14 protein-coding genes are annotated in these 16,027 nt (G+C 62.3%); 9 read left to right on the top strand and 5 right to left on the bottom strand.

Annotation, left to right across the window (positions count from 1 at the left end):
• Nucleotides 1-74 precede the first annotated feature (74 nt).
• Nucleotides 75-2,702 carry an autotransporter family protein gene (locus DM374_RS08560; RefSeq protein WP_225422460.1) on the top strand — a complete coding sequence of 876 codons (2,628 nt, stop codon included), beginning with the start codon at nt 75-77 and terminating at the stop codon, nt 2,700-2,702.
• A 95-nt stretch (nt 2,703-2,797) separates the two neighbouring features.
• On the opposite strand, the gene cheR is transcribed toward DM374_RS08560, so the two are convergent.
• On the bottom strand, nt 2,798-3,625 hold the full coding sequence (gene cheR, locus DM374_RS08565; RefSeq protein ID WP_095156922.1) for a protein-glutamate O-methyltransferase CheR: 828 nt from the start codon (nt 3,623-3,625) through the stop codon (nt 2,798-2,800).
• Nucleotides 3,626-3,680: 55 nt separating this feature from the next.
• Nucleotides 3,681-4,610: a chemotaxis protein CheV gene (locus DM374_RS08570; RefSeq protein WP_110969464.1), complete on the bottom strand. Its 930-nt coding sequence runs from the start codon at nt 4,608-4,610 to the stop codon at nt 3,681-3,683.
• Between the two features lie 67 nt (nt 4,611-4,677).
• Between DM374_RS08570 and flgA the strand changes: the two genes are divergently transcribed.
• The 4 genes from flgA (at nt 4,678) to DM374_RS08590 (ending at nt 7,263) form a co-directional block, all read left to right on the top strand.
• The gene (gene flgA / locus DM374_RS08575) at nt 4,678-5,430 is read left to right on the top strand and encodes a flagellar basal body P-ring formation chaperone FlgA (RefSeq protein ID WP_110969465.1); all 753 of its coding nucleotides are present in this window, start codon (nt 4,678-4,680) and stop codon (nt 5,428-5,430) included.
• 180 nt (nt 5,431-5,610) lie between these two features.
• Nucleotides 5,611-5,928, top strand: coding sequence for a flagellar biosynthesis anti-sigma factor FlgM (flgM, locus tag DM374_RS08580; RefSeq protein ID WP_095156919.1), 318 nt, complete (start codon nt 5,611-5,613; stop codon nt 5,926-5,928).
• 48 nt (nt 5,929-5,976) lie between these two features.
• Entirely contained in the window at nt 5,977-6,444 is a 468-nt protein-coding gene (locus DM374_RS08585) for a flagella synthesis protein FlgN (RefSeq protein WP_095156918.1), read from the top strand.
• Between the two features lie 75 nt (nt 6,445-6,519).
• Nucleotides 6,520-7,263, top strand: a complete 744-nt coding sequence (locus tag DM374_RS08590; RefSeq protein WP_095156917.1) for a flagellar brake protein — start codon at nt 6,520-6,522, stop codon at nt 7,261-7,263.
• A 40-nt stretch (nt 7,264-7,303) separates the two neighbouring features.
• Here the strand turns inward: DM374_RS08590 and DM374_RS08595 are convergent, their stop codons facing one another.
• The 3 genes from DM374_RS08595 to bkdR all read right to left on the bottom strand — a co-directional run bounded on the left by DM374_RS08595 (nt 7,304) and on the right by bkdR (nt 10,779).
• Entirely contained in the window at nt 7,304-8,632 is a 1,329-nt protein-coding gene (locus tag DM374_RS08595) for an MFS transporter (RefSeq protein ID WP_110969466.1), read from the bottom strand.
• Between the two features lie 160 nt (nt 8,633-8,792).
• Complete coding sequence (locus tag DM374_RS08600; RefSeq protein WP_177431536.1) at nt 8,793-10,034, bottom strand: glutamine synthetase family protein; 1,242 nt, start codon at nt 10,032-10,034, stop codon at nt 8,793-8,795.
• Nucleotides 10,035-10,287: 253 nt separating this feature from the next.
• A complete protein-coding gene (gene bkdR / locus DM374_RS08605; protein ID WP_095156914.1) occupies nt 10,288-10,779 on the bottom strand; it encodes a Bkd operon transcriptional regulator BkdR in 492 nt (163 codons plus the stop codon).
• 199 nt (nt 10,780-10,978) lie between these two features.
• Between bkdR and DM374_RS08610 the strand changes: the two genes are divergently transcribed.
• From DM374_RS08610 to lpdA, 4 genes are read left to right on the top strand one after another with little or no spacing between them, the layout of a single operon-like run.
• Nucleotides 10,979-12,211 carry a 3-methyl-2-oxobutanoate dehydrogenase (2-methylpropanoyl-transferring) subunit alpha gene (locus tag DM374_RS08610; RefSeq protein WP_095156913.1) on the top strand — a complete coding sequence of 411 codons (1,233 nt, stop codon included), beginning with the start codon at nt 10,979-10,981 and terminating at the stop codon, nt 12,209-12,211.
• Nucleotide 12,212: 1 nt separating this feature from the next.
• Nucleotides 12,213-13,271: an alpha-ketoacid dehydrogenase subunit beta gene (locus DM374_RS08615; RefSeq protein ID WP_110969468.1), complete on the top strand. Its 1,059-nt coding sequence runs from the start codon at nt 12,213-12,215 to the stop codon at nt 13,269-13,271.
• Nucleotides 13,272-14,555: a dihydrolipoamide acetyltransferase family protein gene (locus tag DM374_RS08620; RefSeq protein WP_110969469.1), complete on the top strand. Its 1,284-nt coding sequence runs from the start codon at nt 13,272-13,274 to the stop codon at nt 14,553-14,555.
• A gap of 2 nt (nt 14,556-14,557) precedes the next feature.
• A complete protein-coding gene (gene lpdA / locus DM374_RS08625; RefSeq protein ID WP_110969470.1) occupies nt 14,558-15,946 on the top strand; it encodes a dihydrolipoyl dehydrogenase in 1,389 nt (462 codons plus the stop codon).
• The last annotated feature ends 81 nt before the right edge of the window (nt 15,947-16,027 follow it).

Raw genomic sequence — 16,027 nt, forward strand, 5'->3', positions numbered from 1 at the left:
GCGCCGCCATTACCAGCCAGGCCTGTACCACGCAAGGACGCACCGTGAATCCCAAGACGTTTAAGGAATGAACTGTGGCCTCCCCGATTTTCCGCAAAACCCTGCTCGCCCTGGCGGTAACCGCCACCACCCTGCCTGCCTGGGCACAGACCGTGCAGTTGACCAATGCCGGTTTCCTCAGCGAACGCCAGACTTACAGCGAAAACCTCGAAATCACCGGCACCTACACCGGCGGTAGCGACGAGGACGCCATCGAATTCAATGGCAGCCACCTGCAGAAAGACCTGATCCTCAACGCCACTATCAATAGCACCGGCGACTTCGCCGGCGGCGTGGACATGGATGTCTACGAAGACGGCAATATCTGGATCAACAACCGCATCGACGGCAGCGTGATCAACAAAGGCAGCATCAGCGCGATCGGCGGCGGCGCCAACGCTCTGATGATCGACCCGGCCATCATCGGCGGCAGTGTGATCAACGAAGGCCTGCTGCTGGCCAAGGGTGAACCCCTGACCGACGATGGCGGCACCGACGTGGCCCGCGCCATCGATATGAGCGGCTCGACCACCATCAAGGGCGATCTGGTGAACGCCGCTACCGGCCGTATCATCGCCGAAGGCCGTGACGCCAAGGGCATCAACCTGGAAGGCGGCGAAATTGTTGGCAAGGTCATCAACCGCGGCCTGATTCAGGTCACCGGTGCAGGCGCCACCGCCATCGACGTCACCTCGAACGAGCGCTGGCAGCAGGTCGACATGACCGACCTGGCCGGTATCGAGAACCACGGCACCATCATCGCCAGCGGCGACGACGCCGAAGGCATCCGCATCGATGGCGCCAGCTTCACCAGCGAAGAAAATCATCTGATCAACACCGGCACGATCCAGGCTACCGACGCCGCTATCGTTATCGGCGGGTTTGACGTTGACCTGGAAAACGACCCCACCGGTCAACGCGGTCAATACGCTCCGCTGCGGATCATCAACAGCGGCAAACTGATCTCCGAAGATGAAGCCGTCGACGCCAGCGAAAGCCGCGGCCGCGTTACTCTGGAGCTGCGCAACGGCAGCCAGGTCGTCGGCAACCTGATCGACCTGTCCAACGTAGGTGTGACCGGCAACGTCGACTTCACCGGCACCAGCGCCGAAGCCGATGGCTACAACATCCGCATGAAAGACACCGGCAGCTGGTTCGAAGTGGGTGATGCGCCAGGCAATCCGACATCGCAACTGAACCTGCTCGGCACGCACACCAGCCTCTACGGCAACCTGTACATGGCCACCAACTCGACACTGGGCCTGAACCTGAGCAGCGCCACCAACCCAGATGTCGCGGTGTTGAGCGTCACCGGCATCGCCGAGTTCGACAAGAATGTGAAGGTCCTGCTGGCCGCCCAAGGCGCAGACTTCTCCGCCAACGGCAGCACCTACAAGTTGATCGAAGCCGGCCGGATCGATTTGCTGGACGAAAACGACAAAATCGACCCGAACGCCAAGTTCAACCTGGCCAGCTCCTCGGCCCTGCTGAAAATCGACAGCTACAGCGTCGAGAACAACACCCTGGTAGCCACCGTCACCGGCAAGGGCAAGGAAGAAGTTGAGCAGATCATCGTCGGCAACGGCGGTTCGGCTAACAGCCAGAAAGCCATTGGCAGCCTGGTCAACGATGGCGTGATCAACCGCATCCGCGCGCAGAACCCGAACGACCCGCTGCTGCAGGCCCTGCTCAATACCGACGAAGCGCAACTGACTCAACTGGCCGAGCAACTGTCGCCAGAAGTGAACGGCGGCGCCACCCAGGCTGCAACCACCAGCCAGAGCCTGGTCAGCAACGTCACCGGCAGCCGCACCAGCAGCCTGCGCGGCGCATCGTCCGGCGAAGGCTTCAAGGAAGCTGGCGTCTGGGTCCAGAGCCTGTACAGCGACGCCTCGCAAGACCTGCGTGACGGCGTGGCCGGCTACAACGCCTACAGCCGCGGTATCGCAGTGGGTGCGGACGGCAAGCTGAACGACCAGCTGACCCTGGGCCTGGCCTACAGCTTCATCAACACCGACGTGAACGGCAAAAGCGGCAACAAGACCGAAGTCGACAGCCACGCCTTCACCCTGTACGGCGGCTACGAGCTGGGCAACTACTTCGTCGATGCCAGCCTGACCTACGGCGTCAACGACAACGACAGCAAGCGCAGCATCGCCGGCACCCAGGCCAAGGCCAGCTATGACAGCGACCTGCTGGGTCTGAACCTGGTCGGCGGTTACACCTGGAAAATCAGCCCGCAAATACTGGTCGAACCACGTCTGGCCGCGCGTTACAGCCAGGTCAACATCGACGGCTACCGCGAGAAGGGTTCTTCGGCCGCATTGAAAGTCGAAGACCAGCGCTACGAAGCCATCGAACTGGGCGCTGGCGTCCGGGTAGCCGGCAGCTACGCACTGGGCGCAGGCACGCTGGAGCCGCAGGTCAAGCTGATGGCTTATCACGACTTCGCCGCCGACCAGTCCAGCAGCACCTCGACCTTCCTGCTGGGCAACACGCCGTTCGTGACCACCGGCGCCAAAGCCGTACGCAACAGCTACGAAGCCGGTATCGGTACCGACTACAAGCTGGGCGCAGTGACCCTGGGCGTGAACTACGACTACGTCGGCAAGTCGGGCTTCGACGCTGACGTGTTCAGTGCCAAGGTACGTTACGACTTCTGATGCCGGTTGCGATCAGTTGAAATGAAAAAGCCCCCGGTCGCGAGACCGGGGGCTTTTCATTTGGTGCGGTTCAGAACAGCAACCGACAATCCCGCTTACTTGGCCTGGTAGATGATCCCCGGGCTGCACTGGACCATCTGGTAATGGTCCGGCAGGCCGTTCAACGCCTCGGAGGCGCCGAGGAACAAGTAGCCACCTGGTTTCAGCGTTGCGTGGATACGGGTCAGGATGTCTTTCTTGACCTGGGCCGAGAAGTAGATCAGCACGTTACGGCAGAACACCACGTCGAACTTGCCCAGCGCAGCGTAGCTGTCGAGCAGGTTGAAGGAGCGGAACTCTACACGGCTGCGGATCGGTGCCTTGATCGCAAAGCGGCCTGCGCCCTTGGGATCGAAATAGCGTTGCAGGCGTTCCTGGGACAGGCCGCGCGCGATCGCCAGGCTGTCGTACTCGCCGGTCTTGCAGTTGGCCAGCATCGCGCCGGAAAGATCGGTCGCAACAATCTGCGCGCCCGCTTTCATTTGGCCGAGGTTGCCACGCTCGAACTCGTCGAGGGTCATGGAAATCGAATACGGCTCCTGACCGGACGAGCAGGCCGCCGACCAGATGCGCAGGCGCTGACCCGGATTGTTGCGGACCAACTCCGGCAACACCTTGTTCTTCAGCACTTCAAAGGGATAGGTATCGCGAAACCAGAGCGTTTCGTTGGTGGTCATGGCATCAACCACCTGCTCGCGCAAACCGCTGCGCGGCTGGTTCTGGATACGCTGTACCAGTTCGGTCAGCGTCTTGATGCCCTGCTGTTCCATCAGCTTGTTGAGACGGCTGGAAACCAGGTACTGCTTATTTTCGCCCAGCAGGATGCCACAGGCTTTTTCCAGGAAGACCCGGAACTGCTCGAAATCCAAATTACCCGTAGACAATGGTGCCGCCTCTTAAATCATGCACAACACCAGGGGCCGCGACCCCTGGCCGTTATTAGTGTGTGGCCTTGATCCGGTCAACCACGCGCTGAGCCAGGTCGTCAGGCCTGAACTTGGCGAGGAAGTCGTCTGCACCGACCTTCTTGACCATCGCCTGGTTGAAAACACCAGACAGTGAAGTATGCAGGATGATGTGCAGTTTTTGCATGCGCGGGTCGTTGCGGATTTCCGCGGTCAGCGTGTAACCGTCCATCTCCGGCATCTCGATGTCGGAAATCATCATCAGGAACTCTTCTTCCGGACGCTTGCCTTCATCAACCATCTTGCGCAGGTACTCCAGCGCCTGACGACCGTCGTTGAGCGCAACCACCTCGACACCGACAGTCTGCAGACAGCGACTCACCTGCTTGCGCGCCACCGACGAGTCGTCGACGGTGAGCACCCGCAACGACACCGCCTTGCTCTGCACCTCGGGATCGATCACGCCGGAAGACACCGATTCGGAACTTGGTGCCACTTCGGCAAGGATCTTCTCGACGTCGATGATCTCGACCATCTTGTTGTCGACCCGGGTCACCGCCGTGAGGTAGTGATCGCGGCCGGTTCCCTTGGGTGGCGGATGGATCTCTTCCCAGTTCATGTTGACGATGCGTTCGACCGAATGCACCAGGAACCCTTGGGTCTTGGTGTTGTACTCGGTAATGATGACGAAACTCTTGCTCGAATCCTCATTCAGACCGGGCAAGCCGGTCGCCATCGCCAGATCCAGAATCGGGATGGTCGCCCCACGAATATTCGCAACACCGCGCACAACCCGGCTGGATTTTGGCAGAAGCGTCAGGCTCGGGCATTGCAGCACTTCCCGGACCTTGAAGACGTTGATCCCGTACAACTGATTGCCATTAAGGCGAAACAGCAGCAGTTCAAGACGATTCTGACCAACCAGTTGCGTGCGCTGGTTCACCGAATCCATAACACCAGCCATGCCAGACTCCTCAACCGAAGCTCGGGGCAGCGCACCAGGTCGGCACGCGCCTTGCTTTTTTAACTGTATGAAAACGAAAACGACATTTTTCCGACGCCTGCACCGCCATCTGCCCGGCTTCCTTGCTGCGCTGTGCTTTTTGACTCCCGGCGCTCGAACTCTGGCTGACACCTTCACCTTGCCTGAACAGCTTATCGGTGTCACCCAGGGGTTTCTTGAATTCACTGTTGAAGACTATCTGGAAAAGAGCCAGACCGAAGGCCGCTACGAGATCCAGGTCAACAACCTCGACCCGCGTCTGCGCATGCCGCTGTGCAGCGAACAACTGGGCGCCAACCTGGAAAGTCCGGCGCAGCCGCTGGGCCGGGTAACCGTGCGGGTGCGCTGTGATGGCAGCTCGCCTTGGACGGTGTTCGTTCCCGCCCAGGTCAAGCTGTACCGCGACGTGGTGGTGGTCACCCGCCCCCTCAAGCGCGAAGCCGTGGTCAGCGAAGAGGACATCGCCCTGCGTGAGCGCGACGTCGGCCTGCTTGGCCAGGGTTTCCTCGCCAGCCTCGACCAGGCACTGGGACAGAAGGTTATCCGACCAATGGTCATCGACCAGGTCATCACCCCGGTTCACCTGGAGCAGGCCGAGGTGATCCGCAAGGGTGACCATGTCGTCATCACCGCCCGCAGCGGCACGTTGAGCGTGCGCATGCCCGGCGAAGCCTTGACCAAAGGCGGCATAAGCGAGCAAATTCGCGTGCGCAACCTCAACTCCAAGCGCGTGGTGAAGGCCAGGGTAACCGGTCCCGGCCAGGTGGAGGTTGCCATGTGACCTTGTGCCGCATCGCACGCACGGCTGATGAAAGCTGGCGATCAGGAACTGCATTTCCTAAACTGTGTCCCAGTACGGGCTGATGGACCTGCCGCGAAGGATCATTCATTCGCGCCTAAAGTTTTTTTCGGGTCGGCCGAAAAAAGGGCAAGCGTCCAAATTCCCAGAGGTTTTCTGATCATGGTCATCGACTTCAGTCGTTTGAATAATTCCCCGTCAGTGACGGGCGGCCTGCGCACTGGCAATAGCCAGGAAAGCGCCGCCAGCAACCGCGCAGGCCAGTCCGAAGCAGTTGCCAGCACCGCCCAGAGCGGGGAAACGGTACACCTCAGCCACGAGGCACAGCAGTTGCAACAGGTCAGCGACAAGCTGCGCGACCAGCCTATCGTCAACAGCGACCGTGTGGCCGCGTTGAAACAGGCGATCGCCGACGGTAGCTACCAGGTCGACGCCAACCGTGTCGCCAGCAAACTGCTTAATTTCGAAGCTCAGCGCTAGCCCTCTGGCGCGCTGACTTCAAGGACGCTACGACTCCAAGAGCCAGCCATGCACGACACTACCCTGCTGCAACTGATCGAAGACGATATCGGCCCGGCACAACAACTGCTCCAGCTCCTGCAGGACGAATACGTCGCCCTGCACGGCCGGGACATGCCGGTGCTGGAAAATATCCTGGCCTACAAGCAATCGCTGGTAGTGCTACTTGATCAGCAGGGCCGTCGGCGCAGTGAACTGCTCACCAGTCTGGGCCTGCCCCCAGACCGCACCGGCGTCGAGAAACTGGCCAGCCAGTCGCACCTGGGTGCGCAATTGCTGCAGCAACTCGATGTGCTGGGCAATCTGCTCAACGAATGCAAGACCATCAACGAACGTAACGGTCAATCCATCGTTCTGCAGCAGGCCACCACGGCCAACCAGATCAGAATCCTCATGGGCGGTGAAGCCCCTTCGCTCTACGACAGCCGGGGCTCCACCTCGCCACTTGCCAAGCCTCGTGCGCTCAGCCAGGCGTGACCCTCTATCAAGGCACAACACATGCTGGCAGAATGCTGGCTGCGTGTGTCGTTTTTGCCTGGAGATTCATCAACCGTGTTCAATGACGTAGAAGCTCCGCAGCCTCCGAAGGTCTTCACCACGCCTTTGGAAATTGCCGCCAACTTGCGGATGCTGCAAGAGAGCCATGATCCGCTGATCATTACCTTCCATGAGCGCAGTCAGCGTTTCCAGAGTTACGTGGTCGACGTAGACCGCGACAACAACGTCCTGTCCCTGGACGAAATGATTCCTCGCGACGGCGAGCGTTTCCTGGAAAACGGCGAACCCTTCCGGGTCGAAGGCTTCCATGACGGTGTACGGATCGCCTGGGAATGCAACGAGCCACTGACGGTCGTGACTGCCGATAATGCCCGTTTCTACCGCGGCTCCCTGCCTGCCGAAGTGACCTATCACCAGCGTCGCAACGCTTTCCGCGCCGCGCTGAAACTGTCGCAACTGGTGGACGTCGTACTCGACGGCGAGAAGCTGAAGGGCGCTGGCGCCATTCGCGGCAAGCTGCTGGACGTTTCCGCCACCGGCTGCAAGCTGCGCTTCGAAGGCAATATCGAAGAGCGTCTGCAATTGGGTCAGGTCTACGAGAAATTCGCTGCGGGCAGCCCGCTGGGCCTGAGCAATATGTCGGTCGAACTGCGCCACCTGCATTTCGAAGAGCGCCTGGGCGCCACCTTCGCCGGTATCCGCTTCCACAACGTCACCGGCCAGATGCAACGCAAGATCGAAAGTTTCGTCTATCAACTGCAGCGCGAAGCTCGCCGTTTCGACAAAGACGACTACTAAGTACCCCTTGGGACCGCGATGCGGTCCCAGTCTTTCCAGATCACACCGGCTTCTGTTCTTCCCCTTCCTTGCCGGCATCTTCCTCTTCTTCCTCGGTATCCTCCGCCGCCACTGGCGTCTGCATCTGATCCTGCACCACCTGCTCCGTCACCCGTGGGTCCAGGGCCGCGGCAAGGGGCGAGCTGGCGGCTGGCATGGCCACGTGGGACAGCGGCGCATCATCGACCTGATGCAGCCCGGTAACCGCCTTCGGCCGAATCCGCCAGACCAGCACCAGCGCAAAGAAGGTGAAGAAGGCGTAGAGCATCTGCTCGCCGAAGGCCTTCATCAGCACACCCGCAGCCAGCGGCCCGATGCTCGCGCCAACGCCGTAGGTGACCAGCAGCATGGCGGTCAGCGACACGCGCCGCTCGCTCTCCACATGGTCGTTGGAGAACGCCACAGCCAGCGGGTACAGGCAGAACTGCAACAGCGACACCACAAACCCGGCGACGAACAGCACCACCATCGGCACCTCCGGCAGCACGGCAAGCGGCAACGAAGCCACCGCCAGGCCCACCGCGACACTGCGGATCAGCACCGCCCGGTCATAGCGATCGGACAACCAGCCCAGCGGCCATTGCACCAAAAGGCCGGCAAAAATGCAGCAGCCCATGAACAAACCCACTTGCTCGGTGCTCAGGCCCTGCCGCGAGGCGTACAACGGCGCCAGACCATAAAAGGACCCGACGATCAACCCCGAACCCAGCACTGTGCTCAGGGACTGCGGTACGCGCTTGATGAAGAACCGCGGCTCCATGGCGGCCGGCCGCAACGGCGCCGGGTGGATGCGCCGGGTCAACGCCACCGGCACCAGGCACAGGGCGAAGCACATGGCGACCAGCATCAGCAGTTCAAGGCCCAGTTGCGGATGCGCCACCAGAATCAACTGACCCAGCACCAGGCCGAGGTAGGAGGCAATCATGTAGCCGCTGAACACCGCGCCGCGCTGCTTGGCGTCGGCCTGTTCGTTCAGCCAGCTCTCGATGACCATGTACTGGCACATCATGCCGAGGCCGACGATGACCCGTAAAAACAGCCAGGCCGGCAGCCAGCTGACCAGGCCATGACCAAGCACCGCCGCGCCGACGATCCCCGCACAGGTGGCGTAGGCGCGAATATGACCGACCCGGGCGATCAGCCGGTGGCCGATCTTGCCGCCAAGGGCCAGGCCGAAATAGTTGGCCGCCATCAGCGCACCGACCCAGAGACTGTCCACATGGTCGGCACTCAGGCGCAGGGCCAGGTACGTACTCAACAGACCGGAACCGATCAACATCATCAAAGCGGCGAAGTACAACGCGCGAAAAGACTTCCAGATTGTGCGCATCAGCGTCCCGAACGGCCTCTTGAGCAGATGGAAAAACTGCGTGAAAGCATAAGTGATTATTCCTGCCACAGGCTCGGGCACGGAGAAAAAAACAAGAGGCCGATCACGTTACCGGGATCGGCCTCTTTTACTGGGTGGTTCTACCGCAACCTGCGTTCGGTCAGGCCTGGGCGGCCAGCACACGTCGCTCCCACGGGGTGATTTCATCGAAGAAGCTGGTCAGCTCCATGGTCTTGGTGGCGTGGTAGCCCTCGATGAACTCCTTGCCGAACAACTCGCGCGCTAGGTCGCTGCGCTTGAGCCGGTCGAGCGCCGCATGCAGGGTGCATGGCAATGACAAATGGTCCGGCACTTCGAACTCGCCCTGGATCGCCGGCGCCGGTTGCAGACGCTGCTCGATGCCGTGCAGGCCGGCGGCAAGGCTGGCGGCAATCGCCAGGTAAGGGTTGGCATCGGCACCGGGCAGGCGGTTCTCGACCCGCCGCGCCACCGGCGAACTGGCCGGAATCCGTAAGCCCGCAGCACGATTGTCCTCGGACCAGCAGGCGTTGTTCGGCGACGCATACGGGTGGCACAGGCGCTGGTAGGAGTTGACGTTGGGCGCGAACAGCGCAGTGAAATCCGCCAGACAAGCCTGCTGGCCGCCGATGAAGTGGTAGAACGCATCGGTCGGCTTGCCGTCGGCATCGCTGAAGGCATTTTTGCCGCTGTCGATGTGCACCACGCTCTGGTGGATATGCATCGAGCTGCCCGGGGTTTTCGCCAGCGGCTTGGCCATGCACACCACGGTCAACCCGTGCTTGAGCGCAACCTCCTTGAGCAGGTGCTTGAACAGGAAGGTCTGGTCGGCCAGCAGCAGCGGATCACCGTGCAGCAGGTTGATCTCGAACTGGCTCACGCCCATTTCGTGCATGAAGGTATCGCGCGGCAGCCCAAGCGCCGCCATGCAGCGGTAGACCTCCTGGAAGAACGGCCGCAGGCCATTGTTGGAACTGACGCTGAAGGCCGAGTGACCGTCCTCGCGGCGCCGGTCCAGTCCAACGGGGGGCTGGAATGGCTGAGTGGGGTCGCTGTTGGGCGCGAAGACGAAAAACTCCAGTTCAGTGGCCACCACCGGCGCCAGGCCGAGGGCGGCGTAGCGGGCGATCACCGCCTTGAGCTGGCAGCGGGTCGACAGGCCGGAGCCTTCGCCGCTCAGTTCGCTGGCGTCGCAGATGGCCAGGGCACGGGGTTGATCACTCCAGGGCAGCAAGTGGATCTGCGTCGGATCGGCGACCAGCGCCAGGTCCCCGTCATCACTGCCGTAGAAGCGGGCCGGCGGGTAGCCGCCCATGATGCATTGCAACAACACGCCGCGGGCCAATTGCAGGCGTCGACCTTCGAGGAAACCCTCGGCGGTCATCACCTTGCCGCGCGGTACGCCATTGAGGTCTGGCGTGACGCATTCGATTTCATCAATGCCCGTCAAACGCTCGGCCAGGGAGCGCTGGTCATTGGTCGTCATGACTCTATCCTTGTTGTTTTCGCATGCCGGAAACGGCGACCCCCACAACATACTCAGCCACTGTTAAAAATATCAAGCATATAAGTGGCCAATTGATCGTGATTTTCTACACTCCCCGGAGACTGATCGCTGCTGGCTCCTGCTCAGAAACCTAGCGAGCCTCACGCAACGTCAACCCATTCGCCGGCAACGGCAGCGCCGTCTTGTAGCGCACCTGCTTGAGGGCAAAGCTTGAACGGATATTGGCCACGCCCGGCAGCCGGGTCAGGTAATCGAGAAACCGCTCCAGCGCCTGGATGCTCGGCAGCAATACCCGCAACAGGTAGTCCGGGTCGCCGGTCATCAGGTAGCACTCCATCACTTCCGGGCGCTCGGCGATTTCTTCCTCGAAGCGGTGCAGCGACTGCTCCACCTGCTTTTCCAGGCTGACATGGATAAACACGTTCACATCCAGCCCCAGCACTTCCGGGGCCAGGAGGGTCACTTGCTGGCGAATCACCCCCGACTCCTCCAGCGCCTTGACCCGGTTGAAACACGGTGTGGGCGAGAGGTTCACCGAGCGCGCCAGCTCGGCGTTGGTGATGCGGGCATTTTCCTGAAGGCTGTTGAGAATGCCGATGTCGGTCCGATCCAGTTTCCGCATGAGAATAATTACCCTGCCGATTGTTATTTTGCAGAATATTTATCCGCGTACCGTGGCAAAGGCAACCAACATCAGAAAAATATTCTTTCGGGGGCGGAATATCATGTAGCCAAGACTGACTCTCTGGTCACAAGCCGGGTTCAGTAGCGACCGCTTCAAAGCTCAACAAAAACACAAGACAGAGCGAGCGTAAAAAAGCATGAACGAGTACGCCCCCCTGCGTCTGCATGTGCCCGAGCCTACAGGCCGGCCAGGCTGCCAGACCGACTTTTCCTACCTGCGCCTGGCCGATGCCGGCCTGGTCCGTAAACCCGCTATCGACGTCGAACCTGCCGACACCGCCGACCTGGCCTACAGCCTGATCCGCGTGCTCGATGACAAGGGCAATGCCCTCGGCCCATGGGCCGAAGACATCGACCCGCAGGTGCTGCGCCGCGGCATGCGCACCATGATGAAAACCCGGCTGTTCGACAGCCGCATGGTGGTCGCGCAGCGCCAGAAGAAGATGTCCTTCTACATGCAGAGCCTCGGCGAGGAAGCCATCGGCAGTGCCCAGGCGGCAGCGCTGAACCGCACGGACATGTGCTTCCCGACCTACCGCCAGCAAAGCATCCTGATGGCCCGCGACGTGTCGCTGGTGGAAATGATCTGCCAGTTGCTGTCCAACGAGCGCGACCCGCTCAAGGGTCGCCAGTTGCCAATCATGTATTCGGTGCGCGAGGCCGGCTTCTTCACCATCAGCGGCAACCTCGCCACCCAGTTCGTCCAGGCTGTCGGCTGGGCCATGGCCTCGGCCATCAAGGGTGATACCAAGATCGCCTCGGCCTGGATCGGCGACGGCGCCACCGCCGAATCCGACTTCCACACCGCCCTCACCTTCGCCCACGTCTACCGCGCGCCGGTGATCCTCAACGTGGTCAACAACCAGTGGGCGATCTCCACCTTCCAGGCCATCGCCGGCGGTGAGGCGACCACCTTCGCCGGCCGTGGCGTCGGTTGCGGCATCGCGTCGCTGCGGGTCGACGGCAACGACTTCATCGCGGTCTACGCCGCCTCGCGCTGGGCCGCCGAACGCGCCCGTCGTGGCCATGGCCCGACCCTGATCGAGTGGGTCACCTACCGCGCCGGTCCGCACTCCACCTCGGACGATCCGTCCAAGTACCGTCCCGCCGACGACTGGAGCCACTTCCCGCTGGGCGACCCGATCGCCCGTCTCAAGCAGCACCTGATTGCCGCCGGCCAGTGGTCCGAAGAGGAACACCAGGCGGTCACCGCCGAACTGGAAGCCGAGATCATCAAAGCGCAGAAGGAAGCCGAGCAGTACGGCACCCTCGCCGGTGGGCAGATGCCGAGCCCCGCCTCGATGTTCGAGGACGTCTACAAGGAAATGCCGGAGCACCTGCGCCGGCAGCGCCAGGAACTGGGGATCTGAGATGAACGATCACAACACTTCAATCCAGTTGGAAACCGCCATGGCGACTACCACCATGACCATGATCCAGGCCCTGCGCTCGGCCATGGACATCATGCTTGAGCGCGACGACAACGTGGTCATCTACGGCCAGGACGTCGGTTACTTCGGCGGGGTATTCCGCTGCACCGAAGGCCTGCAGACCAAGTACGGCAAGTCGCGGGTATTCGATGCGCCGATCTCGGAAAGCGGCATCGTCGGCACCGCCGTGGGCATGGGTGCCTATGGCCTGCGTCCGGTGGTGGAAATCCAGTTCGCCGACTATTTCTACCCCGCCTCCGACCAGATCGTTTCGGAGATGGCGCGCTTGCGTTATCGCTCGGCCGGCGAGTTCGTGTCCCCACTGACCCTGCGCATGCCCTGCGGCGGCGGTATCTATGGCGGCCAGACCCACAGCCAGAGCCCCGAGGCCATGTTCACCCAGGTCTGCGGCCTGCGCACCGTGATGCCGTCCAACCCCTACGATGCCAAGGGGCTGTTGATCGCTTCGATCGAATGCGATGACCCGGTGATCTTCCTCGAACCCAAGCGCCTGTATAACGGCCCGTTCGACGGCCACCACGACCGCCCGGTTACCCCCTGGTCGAAACACCCGGCCAGCGCCGTGCCGGACGGCTACTACAACGTGCCGCTGGACAAGGCGGCGATCACCCGTCCCGGCAACGACGTCACCGTGCTGACCTATGGCACCACCGTCTATGTCTCCCAGGTTGCCGCCGAGGAAACCGGTATCGATGCCGAAGTCATCGACCTGCGCAGCCTGTGGCCGCTGGACCTGGAAACCATCGTCGAGTCGGTGAAGAAGACCGGCCGCTGCGTGGTCGTCCATGAAGCCACCCGCACCTGCGGCTTTGGCGCCGAACTGGTGGCGCTGGTGCAGGAACATTGCTTCCACCACCTGGAGGCGCCGATCGAGCGCGTCACCGGCTGGGATACCCCCTACCCGCATGCACAGGAGTGGGCGTACTTCCCCGGTCCTTCTCGGGTTGGCGCGGCATTGAAACGGGTCATGGAGGTCTGAATGGGAACGCACGTCATCAAGATGCCGGACATTGGCGAAGGCATCGCACAAGTTGAACTGGTGGAATGGTTCGTCAAGGTCGGCGATACCGTCACCGAAGACCAGATTGTCGCCGATGTCATGACCGACAAGGCCACGGTTGAAATCCCTTCGCCGGTCACCGGCAAGGTCCTGGCCCTCGGCGGCCAGCCCGGCGAAGTCATGGCGGTGGGCAGCGAGCTGATCCGCATTGAAGTGGAAGGCGCCGGCAACCACCAGGAAGGCGCCAGCAAACCGGCGGCCGCAGTAGTCCCCGAGGCGAAACCCGCCACACCGATCGAGACGCCTCCACCCGTGGCAGCCGCGCCTGTCGCCGCTGCCAGCCCGGCCCGCAGCAGCGCGCCCGAAGCGGCGATCGTCCCGCGTGCGGCCAATGAACGTCCGCTGGCTTCCCCGGCCGTGCGCAAGCGCGCCTGGGACGCCGGCATCGAGTTGCGTTATGTGCACGGCAGCGGCCCGGCCGGGCGCATCCTCCACGAAGACCTCGACGCGTTCCTCACCCAGCCGACCCGCAGCCAGGCAGCACCGAGCGGCTACGCCAAGCGCGAGGACAGCGAGCAGATCCCGGTGATCGGCCTGCGCCGCAAGATTGCCCAGCGCATGCAGGACGCCAAGCGCCGCGTCGCGCATTTCAGCTATGTCGAGGAAATCGACGTCACCGCGCTCGAAGAGCTGCGCGTGCACCTGAACAAGAAATGGGGTGACAGCCGCGGCAAGCTGACCCTGCTGCCGTTTCTGGTGCGGGCCATGGTGGTGGCCCTGCGCGAATTCCCGCAGATCAACGCGACCTATGACGATGAAGGCCAGGTCATCACCCGTCACGGCGCGGTGCATGTGGGCATCGCCACCCAAGGCGACAACGGCCTGATGGTTCCGGTGGTGCGCCATGCCGAAGCCGGCAGCCTGTGGGACAACGCCAGCGAGATCGTCCGCCTGGCCAACGCGGCCCGCAACAACAAGGCCAGCCGCGAAGAACTGAGCGGCTCGACCATCACCCTGACCAGCCTCGGCGCCTTGGGCGGGATTGTCAGCACGCCGGTGGTCAACACCCCGGAAGTGGCGATCGTCGGCGTCAACCGCATCGTCGAACGGCCAATGGTGGTCAACGGCCAGATCGTTATCCGCAAGATGATGAACCTCTCCAGCTCGTTCGATCACCGGGTGGTCGACGGCATGGATGCCGCGCTCTTCATCCAGGCCATCCGTGGCCTGCTCGAACAACCCGCCAGCCTGTTTGTGGAGTGACCATGCAGACCCTCAATACCACGCTGCTGATCATTGGCGGCGGCCCCGGCGGCTACATCGCAGCGATCCGCGCCGGGCAACTGGGCATTCCCACGGTACTGGTGGAAGGCCAGGCACTGGGCGGCACCTGCCTGAACATTGGCTGCATTCCGTCCAAGGCGCTGATCCACGTAGCCGAGCAGTTTCACCAGACCCAACAGCACAGCGAGCACTCGAACCTGGGCATCAAGGTCCAGCCGCCAACGCTGGACATCGGCCAGAGCGTTGCCTGGAAAAACGGCATCGTCGACCGCCTGACCAGCGGCGTCGCAGCGCTGCTGAAAAAGAACGACGTGAAGGTGATTCACGGCTGGGCCAAGATCATCGACGGCAAGCATGTCGAGATCGACGGCCAGGACCTGCGCATCCAGTGCGAGCACCTGCTGCTGGCGACCGGTTCCAGCAGCGTCGAGCTGCCGATGCTGCCGCTGGGCGGCGCGGTGATCTCGTCTACCGAAGCCCTGTCACCGAGCCAGTTGCCCAAGCGCCTGGCGGTGGTGGGCGGCGGTTATATCGGCCTGGAGCTGGGTATCGTCTACCGCAAGCTCGGGGTCGAGGTCAGCGTGGTGGAAGCGCGCGAGCGCATCCTGCCAACCTATGACGCCGAGCTGACCCAGCCGGTGGCCGAGTCGCTGAAAAAGCTTGGCGTAAAGCTGTACCTGGGACACAGCGTCGAAGGCTTCGACGCCGCCGAAAAACGCCTGCGGGTGCGCACGCCGGACGGCGCAGAACTCTCGCTGGAAACCGATCAGGTGCTGGTGGCGGTGGGCCGTCGTCCGCGCAGCCAGGGTTTCAACCTTGAGGCCCTGGCGCTGAAAATGAACGGCGCCGCCATCGCCATCGACAACCGCTGCCAGACCAGCATGCGCAACGTCTGGGCGATTGGCGACCTGACCGGAGAGCCGATGCTGGCGCACCGCGCCATGGCTCAGGGCGAGATGGTTGCCGAGCTGATTGCCGGCAAGCAACGCGCGTTCACACCGGCGGCAATTGCTGCGGTGTGCTTCACCGATCCGGAGCTGGTGGTGGCCGGCAAGACCCCGGAAGCAGCGAAAGACGAAGGGCTCGACTGTCTGGTGGCGCAATTCCCGTTCGCCGCCAATGGCCGGGCGATGACCCTGGAGTCGAAGAGCGGCTTCGTGCGCGTGGTGGCGCGCCGCGACAATCACTTGATCGTCGGTTGGCAGGCGGTGGGGGTTGGCGTGTCGGAACTGTCCACGGCGTTTGCCCAGTCACTGGAAATGGGCGCGCGGCTGGAGGATGTGGCAGGGACGATCCATGCGCATCCGACGCTGGGTGAGGCGGTGCAGGAAGCGGCGTTGCGGGCGCTGGGGCACGCGTTGCATATCTGATCGGCGTTTGCTTGAAAAAGCCGGGGCCGCTGTGCGGCCCTTCGCGGGTAAACCCGCTCCTACAGAGGCATGTGCTGTTGT

Source organism: Pseudomonas huaxiensis, from assembly GCF_003231275.1.
GTDB lineage: Bacteria > Pseudomonadota > Gammaproteobacteria > Pseudomonadales > Pseudomonadaceae > Aquipseudomonas > Aquipseudomonas huaxiensis.